This window comes from Rhizobium sp. USDA 3886, assembly GCF_056279785.1.
Genome location: NZ_JBWCDC010000003.1, coordinates 873,139 through 889,144 on the forward strand (window position 1 = coordinate 873,139; position 16,006 = coordinate 889,144).

The following is a 16,006-nucleotide window of genomic DNA, read 5'->3' on the forward strand; positions in this document are numbered from 1 at the left end:
CGGACATTGAACCGGCAATTCGATGGCGTGTGTTCAGGCCACAGTGCCATAATTCACTGTGATCGCATCTGGTCGAAATAACGGGTCGGCGATCCCAATCCGTTCAAGGCGAGGGAATGCAACGCTTTGTTTCCTTAGCCAGGGGCGACCCTCGAGGGTGCTTTCGTCGGGCAGAGGCTCATTTCCGCAAGCCGGCCACTGAAAGTGTGGTCGTCGAAATTGCCCGGCGGCGTGGGGAGTTTTCTGTCACTATTTGGCTCTATGGCAACTATTTTGGATAGGCGCGCTTACAAAAACGGGCTTGCTCTTTTTCCGGCGACCGCACGATCACCCTATATCTATAGGGGCAAGCAAAGTGCTAAGCGAAGAGGAAAAACTTGAACGAGATCCACATCACCAAGCGAGAGAGGGAAATCTTGACGCTCATGTGCGACGGAAAGAGCGCGCAGGAGATTGCGATCATCCTCGGCTGCTCGGTGCATACCGTGCGAACGCATATCGAATCGCTGAAGGATACATTTGCAGTCTACAAGGACACGGCTCTGGTGGCGGCGGCGCTACGGACAGGCGTGATTGAGTGATGAAATGCATCACGCTGTCCCGGAAACGTGCTCCTAGAGATGACTGGCGTCGTCTCCGCCTTGCCGCGCCAACCCTGCGGTATGCCCGTGAACGCATTTTTTCATTTTGATGCAGGCGAAGACCCAGTATTGCATAGGCAATCGTATCGGGAATGGCTTGATTTGAAAACAGGACGGCGGCTTTCGGTATCTGGCGCATCTAAAGGACGGGATCGCAATGATGATCGTCCAGGCATCAGCCCGGTTGACATTGCAGACCACAATTCGCGAACGGCCTTGGGGCTCCTGCGCCGCTTTGGGCCGCTTACCCGCCAGGAACTTTCCAGGCATCTTGGGCTCACGGAGCCAGCGATAACGGGGATCATGCGCCGGCTGGCCGATGCGGGCCTGGTCAGCGGGCAAAAGCGGCCCACAACTGCGCATTACACAGCGGTTGAGTTCTCGTTGCGAGCCGACGCCGCATATTCCCTGGGAATTCGCCTCGGTGCGGATGGTGGCGAAACTGTCATGATGGATCTTGCAGGTAAGATTCTTCAGCAGCGCGCCTTCACAGGACCCGAAGGGATCAATGACGCTGTTTTGCACATCCGGCGTGCCGCTGGCACTTCGGGCAAACTGCTCGGATGCGGCATTGCCCTTGCAACCGAGTTCCCTCTCGATCGGAGAGCTATCGAGGATACGCTTGAACGGGAGGTCGGCCCGCTCTTTTTTCTTGGTGACACCGAGGCGGCGATCAATGCCGAGCGTATGCTCGGCATTGGCGACCGCGAAGGTGGCCTGGTGATCATCATCGTCGACGAGACTGTTCGCGCCGGACTTTTGATCGGAGGGCGGCCGTTCCGCGGTTTCCACGGATTGGCCGGCCAGATCGGCGATATGTGCTCGGGTGTTGACGGCGCGAGCCTAAACGACGTCGCGAGCTTGCCCTCGCTCAAAAAGCACCTTGCAGCCCACCCGGGTGAACCAGATGCCTGGGTTGCGATTGCAGCGCGGCATCTTCATGAGATGGTCCTGGCGATTTCAGGATTTATCGCTCCGGGCGCCATCCTCATCGGTGGTGCTCTGCCCGATGATGTTTTTGAGGCAATCATTGCGCGCTTGTCGCGTGAACGGGACGATAAAATTCGCGATCTCGTGATTGCGCCTTGGATACCGTCCGTGCGGCGTGCTTCCTTTCCTCGGGCAGGGGTCGCCGTCGGCGCCGCATTGCGTCCGTTCTCCGAGACACTTTAACCCGATACCCGTCCATGACCTCCCCGCCGCCCGACCGTTGAGCGGCACTGCCAACTGTCATGTGACCGTGATCGGGTCCTGGGCCTGCCGGCTGCTGATTGGATTTCGAAATCTTTGACCCGGTTCGGCGGAGGGCAACCCAAGACGATGAGCGAGCGGGATCGCAGCAGCACCGAGAGCTGCGGCATCTTCAGAGCCTGCTGCCCGGTGAAGGGACGGCGCTCGTGCGCCAAGCCGGGTAATCTCCTCGTGGACGTAGACGAGCAGTTCATCAATGAGGCGAACAGGAAAGCGGCCGCCGATGAGAACGCCTTCCGGGTCGACGATCAAGCCGATATCGACAATTGCTTGGGCAAGCTTGATGCTGATCTTTCGCAGCCAGCCACTGACGAGGTTGCGTCCCCCCTCGTCAAGGTTGAGAAGATCTCCCGGTGTTGTCGCCTTGATGCCATTGCGCCCGAGATAGTCGAAGAGGATAAAGAGCGAGAACATTTCGCCAAGTGGTTGCGTGCTGCCCGCAAACGGGCCATCGTCAAAGACGACCGGCAGCCACCCGATTTCTCCACCGATTCCGCTGGCTCCCTTATGACGGACCCCATCTATGACGAGGCTGCCGCCAAGACAGGCATTGGCGAGGATGTAGAAGAAGCTACCGATTTCCGTGCCGAGACCATACTCGATTTCACCGAGCGCAGCTGCGTTGGCATCATTGTCGATGAACACTGGGTGATCGGACATTGCCTCCAGCGCGCCGCGCACGTCATAGCCATTCCATTGCCGGTATTCTGATGGAAAGCCGATGACTTTAACCTCTCCGAGCCAGTCAGGAATAGCAAGGCCAACTCCCGCCAGACGAGCTTCTTCGATGACCCTGCGGCGGCGGAAGGAGGATAGTGCATCTGCCATCAAGCCCACGAAGTCGTCCGGTAACAGAAAACGCCTTTCGTGATGGATGCGTCCGCGTACCGTGCCGGCCGCATCCACAGCGACGACCGTCAGGTGATCGCGATCGATATTCGCGCCGACCGAAAACACTCCTTCGGGATCGATCTCCAGCTCGATGGCAGGTTGTCCCCGAAGGCCGTGCCTGCGCCGTGCCTCCATAACGAGCCCTTCATCGAGCAAACGGTCCACGATGCGGGTCACGGCCTGCTTCGTCAATCGCGATTGGTGGGCAAGCTCCGTGCGCGAGATCGGGGCGCCGCGATGAATCGCAGCGAGAATCATCGCACGATTAGCGGCTGCAGCCTGCTCCGTATTCGAGCCCGACAATATCAATCCCGGTGTCCCTTCCCGCCTGATCCAATCCGGACGGAGACTAGGCGATTGTCCTGCATGCGAAAAGCGGTCGAGGACCTCTTGCATCGACCGGTGTCGCATCACGTCTTGGTTATGCGCCAGCTTTTGACCTCAAAGGGCCGCAAACCGGCATTCGGGACCTTATCCATCGGTTCTTCCAGGATACTGACGACGCCCTTGTTCTGCCAACGCTCCGGAAGACATACCTCAAAATTCCCGCGGCGTCCCGCCGGTTCGTACACGCGCACGATGAGGCCGTCACGGTCCTCCGAAGATTTGACGGCGGACAGCGCAGCATCAATGCCAGCCGTTGCGAGTGGCTGCCACCTGCCCGTTGCGCGATCGGCAACCGGGATCGTTAATAGAGGCTGGTTTAGGTCTTCGGCTTCCTCCCTCACGCCGCCCTCGTACCACGCGCCTTCGTGCGGCATCAGCGAATAGATAAAGGTCTGGATGCCTTCGTCGGCGAGGGGATCTGGATAGATCGGCGCGCGCAGGAGGGAGAGGCCCAGGACGTTGCCGCGCACGCTGTGGCCGTACTTTGCGTCATTGAGGATGGCAACGCCGAAGCCGGGCTCCGAAAGATCGGCAAAGCGGTGGGCGGGCGCCTCGAACATCGCCGCATCCCAGGACGTGTTCGAATGGGTCGGACGTTCCACGACCCCGTAGGCGCATTCGCAGGTCGCCTTCGCGTGACGCACGGCAACCCCGGTCAGGGTGCGAAGGAAGACACGCCGGTCATGCCAGTCAAGTTCTGTCTGTATGTCCAGCCGCCGCGCGTTGGCACCAAGCGACAGAAGCTGCGTAATGCGCGAGTGGCGCCAGGTTCGAACGATCTTGATCACCGCGCGATGGGGGCCGTTCTCGATCAGTTCAAGGCTGTCGAGCGCAGTGATCTCTTCGCCGCGAGCGGCGTAATCTTCCTCGACATCCCAGGCGTCCCAATTGCGCGGCTTATCGGCTGGATAGACGAAAAGGCGGTTGCCGCACCCGTCAAGCGCCTCACGCCCTGTCGGCTTATGCAGAATGCTGGCGATCGAGCCATCGTTGGCAAGTGTCACTTTCAGGACAGCGTTTTCCAGATGGTCGCGCCCGGCCGAAAGGCCGGTCTTCGGCTGGAGTGATCCGGTATCCAGAACGGCAATGCCAAGGGGCGCAATCTGTCCCTCAGCTGAGACTGTGCTTCCATCCGATAGCGTCAAGCGGATTGGACGTTCAGACAGCGACGGATTGACGACCAGAACATTGTTGCCTTCTCCAATCGGCAACTGCGCAGCTATTGCTTTCATCGCCGCTACTTGGGCGAAGTGCGCCTCTGCTGCGACTGCCTCGAGTTCGTTGGTGGCATCGGTATAGACCTCGGCGATCGACGACCCGGGGAGGATGTCATGAAACTCGTTCTTTAAGACGACACGCCATGCCGGCTCCATTGATGCCGGCAGCTCGCCTCCCAGAAGATAGGCAAGGCTGGCCAGCGTCTCGGCGGTAATCAAACTGCGCTCTGCTCTGCGGTGAAGCCGCTTGACGGTGCTCTGACTTGTAAGGGTTGCGCGGTGCAGTTCGAGGTAGATCTCACCTTGCCAGACGGTCAGGTCTTTCTTGGCTGCCGTGTCGTGCGCATCCTCGAAGAAATCGTGGACTTTTGTCCACCGTGCTTGCGGCAAAGCCGGGAAGAAGCGCAGTTGCTCTTCCCGCATAATCATTTCCGGCGTCACGCCGCCGCCGCCATCGCCGTAGCCCACGGCAAGCAGGGTGGCCTTGTGCTTGTCCTTCTGGCGGAAGTTCTTCCAGGTCGGCACGAAGCAGTCCGGGCGCACGAAGCCATTGTAACCCTGCATCGGATTGTCGAATGTGTGGGCGAGAACCCGGCTCCCATCAAGGCCTTCCCACCAGAAGAGATCGGCCGGGAACTGATTGGTTTCCGACCAGTTGACCTTGATCGTGAAGAAGCTGTTCATGCCGCCCTGACGAAGAAGCTGGGGCAGGGCGCCGGAAAAACCAAAGCAATCTGGCAGCCAGCAGACGGTATGGCGAGTCCCGAAGGTCCGTTCGAAATAACGCTGGCCGTAAAGGATTTGCCGGCTGAGGCTCTCGCCGGTCGGCATGTTGGTGTCGGGTTCGACCCACATGCCGCCAAGCGTTTCCCATTGGCCTGCCTTCGCCCGCTCGATGATGCGCTCCAGCAAATCCGGATCGTCTTCGGCGATCTGCGCGTAGTAATGGGCCGTGGACTGGTTGAAGCGGAAATCGGAGGACTGCTCCATGAGCGACAACGCCGTATGAAAAGTACGGCGCATCTTCCGCCGGGTTTCACTGTAAGGCCAAAGCCATGCAAGATCGATATGCGCATGGCCGGTCAGCGCGATCTCGCCTTGCGGCGGAAAACGCTCGCGCAGCTGCTTGAGCTGTCCAACAAGTGTGTCGTAGGCTTGGAGCACGCTGGCGCGCTGGCCTTGATTGAGACCCTCGGGCGTGGCCTCGAGTGGCGGCAGCTGCCAAATCTTCTGTTGCACCGGCGAAGGCGCCGTCCGCGCTACATAGGCGGCCGTGGCCGACGGCCAGTCAAGGCCGCGCATGGCGTGTTCGGCAATATCCAGGAGATGCGGAACGGCCTCGTGGCCGTCGAGGATATCGGCCGCCTCGGTGATCTGGCGCAAAAGCACCCAGAGCCGGTCGACGGCCGTGTCCAGCCAGATTACTGCCGCATGTTCTAGCCTCGGGTGCCGCACGGGCTCGCCGAAGGGCAGGCGGGCGACGGTTTCGGAAGAGATCCGGATGCTGCGCGAAGGGACAAGGAATTCCCGATGATAGGGATCAAGGCCAAGTCGCGTTTCATTCCCGGTCTCGTCGGTGACCGTGATCAGGCCTTCGCCGCCAAGGTCGAGCACGAGCCGAGCATCGTCAAGGGGCCAATGGCCGGGCAAGGTGGTTGCGCCGGAAAAATGCACGGGACCATCTTTGCGCGGCCACGCATCGCCGATTGCGATGGGCTCCCCTTCAAACGTCCAGCCGTCTATCTGCATTGTTTGGCGCGAACGCCAGTATTCCAGCTCTGCGATACGGACGCGAATGCGGTCGAGGCGTTGGATAAGAGTAAGCGTCATGATGATATCCTGAGATGTGAATGCAATATCAGCCCTTGACGGCGCCCTCCGTCATGGCGCCGAGGATGAGCCGCTGGAGGGTGAGAAAGGCAATAATGGCTGGGAGGACCGATACAAGACAGGCGGCCGCCAGCAACTGGAGGGAGGAGTCGTTTTGCGTTCCGGCGTATTGAAATATCCCAACGCCGATCGGCGTGAGCGATTCCTTGCTGATGAGGAGAAATGGGACGAGAAACTGCGACCAGCCGGCGATGACCGAGATGATGAAGGCTGAGGCGATGCCTGGCGCCGACAACGGAAGTATGATCCGCCAAAAGACGGCGAAATGACTGCAGCCGTCAATAAGTGCGGCCTCGTCGAGGCTTTTCGGAATGCCGTCGATTGAGCCCTTCAATATCCACGTCACCATTGGTACCGCGAGTGCAATATACACCATCGTTGCGCCGAAATGGCTGTCGGTCAGGTGAAGCGCTGTCATGTAGCGGTAAAGTGGCACCATGATAACAAGCGGTGAAATCATCTGAAAGGCAAGCAGGACCATCATCCAAGGTCCTTTGCCGCGAAATGGAAAACGGGAAAAGGCATAGGCGGCCGGCAGCGCCACGATCAGGCAGCCGATTGCGCTGCACGAGGACAGGACGAGCGCATTCCAGAGATACCCCGCGAACTTGTCGGAGGATAAGATGGCGGCGAAATTTTCCAAAGTCGGTGCCTTCGGGATAAAGCGGCTCACGCCCAAAAAGATTTCCCTGCGCGTTCTCAGCGCGAGCGACAGCAGCCAAAGCAAGGGCCAGGCGAAGAAAAGAAACGTCATGGCGAGAAACAGATAGCTCAGAGCATCGCCAATGCGATCTTGTCTGGAAGCCCTCACGACGGTTCTCCTTTTGGCAGAAAACGAGCATATACGAGCGCAAGGCCAAGGCTGATTGCGAGCATTAGGATCGACAGGACGGCGCCGGCCGCAAGGTCGTAATTACGGAACACGACGTTGAAGGTGTATAGCGAGAGAACCTCGGTCGCGCGGCCAGGGCCGCCGCCGGTCAGAGAAATGATGGCGTCAAACGTGTTCAACGTCTGGATTGTGATGAGGATCATGTTCACCAGGATCGCGGTCCGCAGCTGGGGTAGAGTGATATAGATCAGCCGCTGCCATGGATTTGCGCCGTCAACGTCCGCAGCCTCGTAAAGAACAGGATCGATGGCCTTGCTTGCCGCATACATCACGACCATCGAGAACGCCGTGCCGCGCCAGACATTGGAAATGACGACCGACCACATGACCATGTGGGGATCGGACAGCCACTGGACAGCCGGCACGCCGATCACGCGCAAAAGGCTGTTCAACCCGCCAAATGGCGCTTCGTTGAAGAGCATTTTCCAGATGATGCCGCCGGCAATACCTGGAACAACCCAGGCGACAAGGGCTGTGGTTCGCACGATCGTCGTGCCGAAGAGCCGGCGCTTCTCGCCGTGCAAAACAATCAAGGCAATGAAAAGCCCGAAAAATTGCTGCGCAACAACGCTGGACGCGGTGAATACGAATGTCACCCACAGGATTTGTAAAAGCTCGGGCTTCGACAATGTGCTGACGATCGTCTGCAGCGTATACTCCTCGTCCCTGCCAAGCAGCGAAACGTTGGTGAATGCGAAGCGAAAGACGTCCAGCAAGGGGTAAAGATAAAAGACGCCAAGGACAAGAATGAGCGGCATAAGCCAAGGCAGCGGGAAGGGACTATGCCGTCCGGCGGCTCTCCTGCCGAGTCTTCGGGGTCTCTTGGCGGCAATGCTTGCATCCATCATCAGTCCGGTCCGGCCATTTCATCGCTGGGCAGCGTTTGCACAGGTTGACTGGCGGCGCGGGGTTTCGGTCCACGCCGCCAGGTCCTTATTTTAGCTGCGTTTGAAGGCGCTGAGCGAAGCGCTGAAGGCCTCGTCCACGGCTGCCTCGGTCGGCTGGGTACCCGTCAGCACCTTGCCCATCATGATCTGAATCTGATTGGAGATTTCAGGATAGACAGGCGCGCCGGGCCGGGCTTGTCCGTCCTTGAGTGCTGCCGCAAAGGTCTTGTTGGCCTCTGACGAGAACACCTCGTATTTGTCATAGAGGTCGGCGCGGGTCGGAAGCTGTTCCTGCAACGCGTTGGCCGGCCCCATATAGACGTCGCGGGCAAGTTCTGCGCAGAGCTTCACTTTTTCAGTGTCCTTGCTGAAAGCCGCCACCGTCCAGCCGCCTGTACCTGTTGATCGCTGGTCCGCTGCCGGGCCAGGAAGCGGGGAGAAACCCCATTTGGCGAATTCATCTGGGTCAAGCGCTGTCCTGAGCTGTGCATATTGCCAGTTGCCACCGACGAAGAGCGCAGTCGTCCCGGCCGCAGCCGCTGCATTGAAATCGTCGTAATCGCCGATGGTCGCCACACGTTTGGGAGCGGCTCCGGACTCGACGAGATCGCGATAATAGTTGACGGCCTTGATGAATTTGTCGCGATTTTCACCCTCGCCGAAGACCGGTTTGCCATCGTCATCGACCAATTTGCCGCCTTGTGCCCAGAAATTGGCGAGCCAGTCGAATGTTGTTCCTTCATAGCGGCCGCCGTTGAACAGAACGCCTTCCATTCCCTCCTCGACCGAGGAGAGCGCCGCCTTCTTCAAATCGTCCCAGGTCTGCGGCGCATCAGGAACAATCTCCTTGTTGCGGTAAAGAACACGAAGATCCGTCGACCACCACCATGCGTAGATGTTGCCGTCCGAGCCGGTTATGCCCTCGCGGATAAATGGGAAGAGCTGGTCAATTTCCTCTTTGGTAAAGTAAGGCGAGAAGGATTGCAGGACGCCGGCTTTCTTGAAGAGCGGCAGGACGAATGAGTCGACGGCCGCACAATCCGGGGCCGATCCCGATTTCGCCTGCTCGAGCATGCGCGCCTGTTCCTGACCGATATCCCCCGACATCATCTGCAACTCGATCTGCCAGTCGGAATGCTTGGCGATGAAGTCATTGAACAGCTTGCTGTAGCCTTGAGCGTAAGCCGGCTCGTTGTTGCGCGGGCCATCCGTGGTCATCCGGAAAACCAGCTTGTTGGGCGCGTCAGGCTTGCCGACGACGTCGCCCGTGATGGCCTCTTGTGCCGGGCTGCCATGCGGTGCGGCTAAAACGGTGGTCGCCGCCAGTGCAAGAATGAGTGCTGTATTCCTCACGAGTTCTCCTCCCAGGGTCAGGATCAAACTTGAGCCGCTGCCTCCAGCACAACGGGCTCGGGATCCGAAAAAATAGATTAAGTCACATTCGTTTGATGTCAAGGTTAGTCCCGGAGGACCGCGAGGTCCGCCAAGCCGCCCCCAGCTGCTATCACCGGTTTCGCCCGAAAGAGAACCGGCGGTAGGGAGAGGGCGTCACAGAACCGACCCGGACTGGTCAGGTCGGTCGACCTCCAAGGACAGAGCTCTCAGGACGAAAAAGATCGGCGCGATTTGACATCGCGCTGTCGAGCTTCAATGGGCATTTCGCTGCACGGCGGATCGTTCGGGCCGGATCTACAGGACAACAGCCGGTTTTTTCCACGAAAGAAGCTGGTTTGCCGCCACCGGCAACATCAAGGCAAGGCCAATCAGGGATGAGATCAGCTCGGGTACGACAAGCAAGATGGCTGCGACGACCAACAAAGCCCTCTCCCAAGAGGTCGTCCTGACCAGAAGAAATCCTGAAAGAGCCGAGCCCAGGCAGGTGATGCCGAGCACGCAGCCGACGAAGGCGATCAAGAAATTGCTCCGACGCTGATACCCACCGTCGCCGCAGCGGCGCCGACGGCGAGTGCGCATTTGGCGCCGTCGCGCAGGCTTTCGAAAACCTCCCCGACCAGTTGCTCCGGGTCGCGTTCCGAGAGTCGGCGCCGGCTTCCTTTGCAAGGCTTCTAGCGTCCCTTGCCGATGCTTGCATACATGCCGGTGGTTCGGAACTCCGTGGGGGTGATGCCGTAAACGCGGCGGAAGACTTTGGAGAAATAGTTGGAATCTTCGAAGCCGCACATGATCGAGACTTCCTTGACCGGCAGGAAATCGGCCTTCGTCAAAAGCTTTGCCGCGCGCAGCAGCCTTTGCTGAAGCACATATTCGGCAGGCGGCATGCCTTCGCTTTCGGCGAAGCTGCGGGAAAAATGCGCGCGGCTGAGACCGACGATGCCTGCAAGCTCGCTGACTGGCAACGGCTGATCGAGATTGGCATGGATATGGTCAATCACCGGCTGCATGGCGCTGAGGTCTGCTGCAAAAGCCGGTGAGCCGAAGACATCATCGTAAAGCGCCATGGCCGCTTCATAGGCGATTGCGGACGCCGCCCCGGGCGTCGTTGCGCCTTTGACAAGGCGAAGACTGCAGTCGGCGAGATGATCGATGGTCGATGGCTGGAGCCTTAAAACCGGACCGGCAAGCCCGAGCACCATCTTGTGGATTCTCAGCGTCTCCTCGCCATGCATCGATATCCAGAAATACTCCCAGCGGTCGCCCTTTTCGAGCCAGTAGCGGTGATTGTGCGGAACGAGAACCAGCAGCGTATCGCCGCTTTGTAGCCTGTAGTTGCGGTTTTGATAGCGCAGATGGCCGGTGCCACTGATGGTATGCTGAAGAACGGTAAAGGGGGTCTGGCCGCGGCGCCTGCCGTCCCAATCGTAGACCTCGTTTTCCCGCACCTCATAGCCAGCGCTTGTCGGCATGGCGTGCAAGCGCTGGCGCCCGCGCGGCAGGGAAACCGTCCTCATGGACTGCCCGTTGGCGATCAAATCCTGCAGCACAAAATTACCCTCGAAAGCATAATCCTTCTCTGGCCACCTCCGCGAATATCCGCATAATCGCTTTTCATAAGAGGAAGAGATCGCGGTCGAAAGAACGGCCGGGAGGAAATATAGGCGCTATTTTGCTTTTTCGGGCTGCATGTGCCGGCATGTGGTCTATCCTCCCCTGTCCGTCCTTTACCTAGCATCTGATCGGATTGAGGTGAAGATTATGAGTTTCAAAATCGCTATCATCGGTGCGGGCAGTGTCGGCTTCACCAAGAAGCTGTTCACGGACATTCTGTGCGTTCCGGAATTCAGGGATGTCGAATTCGCGCTGACGGACCTCAGCGAACATAACCTTCAGATGATCAAAGCGATTCTCGACAAGATCGTCGAATCCAACCAGCTGCCGACCAGGGTCACCGCAACGACTGACCGCCGCAAAGCGCTCGAAGGCGCGCGCTATATCATCAGCTGCGTGCGTGTCGGTGGTCTCGAAGCCTATGCCGACGATATTCGCATTCCGCTGAAATACGGCATCGACCAATGCGTCGGCGATACGATCTGCGCCGGCGGCATTCTCTACGGTCAGCGCAACATTCCGGTCATCTTGGATTTCTGCAAGGACATCCGTGAAATCGCAGAACCGGGTGCGAAATTCTTGAACTACGCAAACCCGATGGCGATGAATACATGGGCTGCGATCGAATATGGCAAGGTCGATACGGTCGGCCTGTGCCACGGTGTGCAGCACGGGGCCGAACAGATCGCCGAGGTGCTCGGCGCCAAGTCGCCGGCGGAACTCGACTATATCTGCTCGGGCATCAACCATCAGACATGGTTCATCGATCTGCGCCTCAACGGCCGCAAGATCGGCAAGGACGAACTCGTCGCGGCCTTCGAAGCGCATCCGGTCTATTCGCAGCAGGAGAAGCTGCGCATCGATGTGCTGAAGCGCTTCGGCGTCTATTCGACGGAAAGCAACGGGCACCTTTCCGAATACCTGCCGTGGTACCGCAAGCGTCCGGACGAAATCACCAAGTGGATCGACATGTCCGACTGGATCCATGGCGAGACTGGCGGCTATCTCCGTCACTCGACGGAAACGCGCAACTGGTTCGAGACGGAATTCCCGCAGTTTCTTGAATCGGCCTCGAAGCCGATTGATCCGGAAAGGCGCTCCAACGAACATGCTAGCCATATCCTTGAGGCGCTGGAGACCAACCGCGTCTACCGCGGCCACTTCAATGTCAAGAACAATGGCGTCATCACCAATTTGCCGGCTGATGCGATCATCGAGTCGCCTGGCTTCGTCGATCGGTTCGGCATCAACATGGTCTCCGGCATCACCCTTCCGGAAGCCTGCGCCGCAACGTGCATCTCGTCGATCAATGTCCAGCGCATGTCCGTCCATGCGGCGATCAGCGGCGATATCGAGCTTTTGAAGCTTGCGGTGCTGCACGACCCGCTGGTCGGTGCCGTCTCGACACCCGAAGAGGTTTGGCAGATGGTCGATGAAATGGTCGTGGCTCAAGCTCGCTGGCTGCCCCAATATGCCGACGCCGTTCCGGCTGCGCAGGAGCGTCTGTCGAAGTCCAGCGTAAAGACCCGCGATTGGGCGGGTGCTGCACGGCGCAACGTGCGCTCGATCGAGGAGCTGCGCGCCGAAAAGGCGGCCTTGAAACAGGCCGTTTGAATTTCGTGGAAGTCGCGTGGGTGGATTTCCGGGAGGGAAAGCCGCCGCGTCAGACCCGGTTTCATGCCGTTAGAGGAGAACGGGAGCGCCCAAGCGCTCCGAACAAGAGGGAGAGACGATGAGAAATTTTCGCAAAATTGGCATTCTTGCCGGGCTGGCGCTGAGCGTCTCGGCCGCAGCCTTGAATGCATACGCATCCGAACCGACCATTCCGCCGGAGCCGGCGCCGTTTCCGGCTGAAGGCAAGATCAAGTACGTGGCCCGCGACTCCATTTTGGAGTTCAAGGCGCTGCCGGAATATAATGAGCCGGATTGGGTCAAGACGAATTTCGTAGATACCGGCAAGCTGCCGCCGGTCAAGGACCGGCTTCCGAAGGAGCCGCTGGTTTTCAAGACCGAGAACATGCCGGACGGCATCGGCGCTTACGGCGATACAATGCGCCATGTCATCGGCGGGCGCCCTGAAGGCTGGAATTATGGCGCCGGGCAGACGCAGGGCTGGGGCGGCATCGATATCGGCCTTTCGGAATGCCTGACGCGCACCGCACCGCTCTTCCAGGTGGAGGCCAAGGATACCGAACCGCTTCCGAACCTTGCCAAGAGCTGGGAATGGTCCGAGGACGGCCATAAGCTCACCATGCACCTGATCGAAGGTGCGAAATGGTCGGACGGCGCCCCCTTCGGTGCCGACGATATCATGTTCTACTGGGAAGACGAGGTCATCGACCCGAACGTCTCGCCGCTTGGCGGCGGCGCGTCGCCCGAAGCCTTTGGTACGGGCACGACGCTGAAGAAGATCGATGACCATACTGTCGAATGGACGTTCAAGGAGGCCTTCCCAAAACAGTATCTCTACACGATGGCCTATCCCAATTTCTGCCCGGGTCCATCGCATATCCTCAAGCCGCAGCATCCGAAATATTCAAAGAACACTTACGACCAGTTCAAGAATGCCTTCCCGCCGGAATATATGAACATGCCGGTGATGGGGGCTTGGGTGCCGGTCGAATACCGGCCGGACGACATCATCGTCATGCGCCGGAATCCATACTATTGGAAGGTCGACGAGAAGGGCAATCAGCTGCCCTACCTCAACGAGCTGCATTACAAGCTTTCGACTTGGGCAGACCGTGACGTTCAGGCGGTTGCCGGATCGGGCGACTTCTCGAACCTCGAGCAGCCGGAGAATTTCGTCGCTTCCTTGAAGCGCGCCGCCGAAAAGACGGCACCTGCCCGTCTCGCCTTCGGTCCCCGCCTGATCGGCTATAACCTGCGCATGAACTTCTCGGCCAACGGCTGGGGCGATCCGGACGGGCGCGGCCAGGCGATCCGCGAGCTGAACCGCAACGAGGATTTCCGCAAGGCTGTCACCATGGCGTTCGATCGCAAAGCCATCGGCGACTCGCTCGTTAAGGGGCCGTTCACGGCCATTTACCCCGGCGGCTTGTCGTCCGGTACGAGTTTCTATGACCGGCAATCGACCGTCTCTTATCCATACGACCTTGAAGGCGCGAAGGCCGGGCTTGCAAAGGCGGGCCTGAAAGACACCGATGGCGACGGCTTCGTGAATTTCCCGGCCGGAGCGGCGGGCGGAAAGAACGTCGAGATCGTGCTGCTCGTCAACAACGGCTATGCCACCGACAAGAGTCTTGCCGAAGGCGTCGTCGGCCAGATGGAGAAGCTTGGCCTCAAGATCATCATCAACGCACTCGACGGACCGAAGCGCGATGATGCACACTATGCCGGCCGCTTCGACTGGCTGATCCAGCGCAACACCACGGAACTGGCTTCGGTCGTGCAAAACACCGAGCAGCTCGCGCCTGTCGGCCCGCGTACCAGTTGGCACCACCGTGCCGGCAAGGACGACCAGCTTGATCTGATGCCCTTTGAAAAGGAGCTTGTCGATATCGTCAACAAATTCAGGACAAGCCAGAACAACGACGAGCGTGTCAGCCTGATGAAAGAGTATCAGAAGATCTCGACGGAGCACGTAAATACTGTCGGCCTCACGGAGTATCCAGGGGCACTCATCATCAACAAGCGCTTCTCGAACATCCCGCAGGGCACGCCGATCTTCATGTTCAACTGGGCTGAAGATTCGGTCATCCGCGAGCGTCTGTGGGTGGCTGCCGACAAGCAGCAGAAATATGAACTTTTCCCCGAGCAACTTCCCGGCAAGCCGGGAGAGAAGGGTCCGTTGAACTAGAGCTCCCTCCCAAATGAAGTGAGCATCCGGCCGCGCGTGGTGCGCGGCCGGACATAACCAACAAGCCGGCCGCGCTGACGAAGAGCGACTGGCGGCAAGGAGAAGCGAACCGTCCGATGTTACGATTCCTGCTCATGCGCACAGCCTCTGCGGTCCCCGTGCTTTTCATCCTGAGCGTGGTGACATTTGCAATCATCCAGGCGCCGCCCGGCGATTACGCCGATTACATTCGCTCCCAGCTGATCAACCAGAGTGGCGCGTCCTTCGCGCAGGCGGAAGCGCAGGCGCAGGCCTACCGCGTCGAGCATGGCCTCGATCAACCGATGGTCATCCAGTACTTCAACTGGATCGGTGGCATCGTCACCCGCGGTGATTTCGGCTACAGCATGTACTACAACAAGCCAGTTGCCGACGTCGTCGGCGAGCGCCTGCCGCGCACGCTGCTCCTGGCCCTCGTCTGCCATCTCTTCGCTTCCGTGCTCGGCATCGGCTTCGGCATCTGGGCGGCAACACGCCAGTATACCTGGATCGACAGCCTTCTTTCCGGCATTTCCTTTCTAGGCATGACGGTGCCGCGCTTTCTGATGGCGCTGATCATCGTCTACCTGCTGGTGTTCCAATTCAACATTTCTGAGATCGGCAGCTTCTTCTCGCCGCAGTATGGCGGCGCGCCATGGTCGTGGGCGAAGTTCGTCGACCTCGTCAGCCATGTCTGGCCGGTCGTGGCGATCGCGACGTTCGGGGGTCTTGCCTACAATATGCGCGTCATGCGCGGCAATCTCCTCGACACGCTCAACGCGCAATATGTCGAGACTGCCAAGGCGAAAGGCTTGACCGGGAGCGCGGTCGTCATGCGCCATGCTGTGCCCAACGCGCTGCATCCGCTGGTCATGTATCAGGGCGTGGTGCTTCCCTACATGCTAACCGGAGAAATCGAGACGGCGATCATTTTCGCCCTGCCGACGGTGGGCCCCGCCATTGTCGGCTCGATGGCCATCGGTGACGTCTACGTCACCGCGACCTTCATGTTGGTGCTGTCGGCGACGCTGATCGTCGGCAATATCATTGCCGATATGCTGCTTGCCATGCTGGACCCGCGCGTCCGCCAGTATGGAGGAGCCTGA

The 16,006-nt window shown here is 59.1% G+C and carries 11 protein-coding genes and 1 pseudogene; 5 read left to right on the forward strand and 7 right to left on the reverse strand.

Annotation, left to right across the window (positions count from 1 at the left end; genetic code table 11):
* The first annotated feature begins 377 nt into the window (after positions 1 to 377).
* Together ACZ9BX_RS27015 and ACZ9BX_RS27020 are read left to right on the forward strand one after the other, a co-directional pair.
* Positions 378 to 581 (forward strand): response regulator transcription factor, encoded by a 204-nt coding sequence (locus tag ACZ9BX_RS27015; protein WP_027513532.1) that lies wholly within the window; start codon positions 378 to 380, stop codon positions 579 to 581.
* A 39-nt stretch (positions 582 to 620) separates the two neighbouring features.
* Complete coding sequence (locus tag ACZ9BX_RS27020) at positions 621 to 1,814, forward strand: ROK family transcriptional regulator (RefSeq protein ID WP_476221233.1); 1,194 nt, start codon at positions 621 to 623, stop codon at positions 1,812 to 1,814.
* Between the two features lie 57 nt (positions 1,815 to 1,871).
* Here ACZ9BX_RS27020 and ACZ9BX_RS27025 read toward each other — a convergent pair whose 3' ends face one another.
* From ACZ9BX_RS27025 to ACZ9BX_RS27055, 7 genes and pseudogenes are all read right to left on the reverse strand, one after another.
* The gene (locus ACZ9BX_RS27025; RefSeq protein ID WP_476223055.1) at positions 1,872 to 3,041 is read right to left on the reverse strand and encodes an ROK family transcriptional regulator; all 1,170 of its coding nucleotides are present in this window, start codon (positions 3,039 to 3,041) and stop codon (positions 1,872 to 1,874) included.
* A gap of 152 nt (positions 3,042 to 3,193) precedes the next feature.
* Positions 3,194 to 6,217, reverse strand: coding sequence for an alpha-mannosidase (locus tag ACZ9BX_RS27030; protein WP_476221234.1), 3,024 nt, complete (start codon positions 6,215 to 6,217; stop codon positions 3,194 to 3,196).
* 28 nt (positions 6,218 to 6,245) lie between these two features.
* Entirely contained in the window at positions 6,246 to 7,031 is a 786-nt protein-coding gene (locus tag ACZ9BX_RS27035) for a carbohydrate ABC transporter permease (protein ID WP_476223056.1), read from the reverse strand.
* Positions 7,032 to 7,084: 53 nt separating this feature from the next.
* Complete coding sequence (locus tag ACZ9BX_RS27040; RefSeq protein WP_207917197.1) at positions 7,085 to 8,017, reverse strand: carbohydrate ABC transporter permease; 933 nt, start codon at positions 8,015 to 8,017, stop codon at positions 7,085 to 7,087.
* Between the two features lie 90 nt (positions 8,018 to 8,107).
* On the reverse strand, positions 8,108 to 9,391 hold the full coding sequence (locus ACZ9BX_RS27045) for an extracellular solute-binding protein (protein ID WP_476223057.1): 1,284 nt from the start codon (positions 9,389 to 9,391) through the stop codon (positions 8,108 to 8,110).
* A gap of 354 nt (positions 9,392 to 9,745) precedes the next feature.
* Positions 9,746 to 10,068 (reverse strand): annotated as a pseudogene (locus tag ACZ9BX_RS27050) (hypothetical protein); the annotation flags it as partial.
* Positions 10,069 to 10,122: 54 nt separating this feature from the next.
* Positions 10,123 to 10,998, reverse strand: coding sequence for a helix-turn-helix domain-containing protein (locus ACZ9BX_RS27055; RefSeq protein ID WP_476221235.1), 876 nt, complete (start codon positions 10,996 to 10,998; stop codon positions 10,123 to 10,125).
* Between the two features lie 211 nt (positions 10,999 to 11,209).
* Here ACZ9BX_RS27055 and melA point away from each other — a divergent pair, with 211 nt between their 5' ends.
* The 3 genes from melA to ACZ9BX_RS27070 all read left to right on the forward strand — a co-directional run bounded on the left by melA (position 11,210) and on the right by ACZ9BX_RS27070 (position 16,006).
* Positions 11,210 to 12,676, forward strand: a complete 1,467-nt coding sequence (gene melA, locus ACZ9BX_RS27060; RefSeq protein WP_476221237.1) for an alpha-galactosidase — start codon at positions 11,210 to 11,212, stop codon at positions 12,674 to 12,676.
* 118 nt (positions 12,677 to 12,794) lie between these two features.
* Positions 12,795 to 14,882 (forward strand): ABC transporter substrate-binding protein, encoded by a 2,088-nt coding sequence (locus tag ACZ9BX_RS27065; RefSeq protein WP_476221239.1) that lies wholly within the window; start codon positions 12,795 to 12,797, stop codon positions 14,880 to 14,882.
* Between the two features lie 116 nt (positions 14,883 to 14,998).
* Entirely contained in the window at positions 14,999 to 16,006 is a 1,008-nt protein-coding gene (locus ACZ9BX_RS27070) for an ABC transporter permease (protein ID WP_100771610.1), read from the forward strand.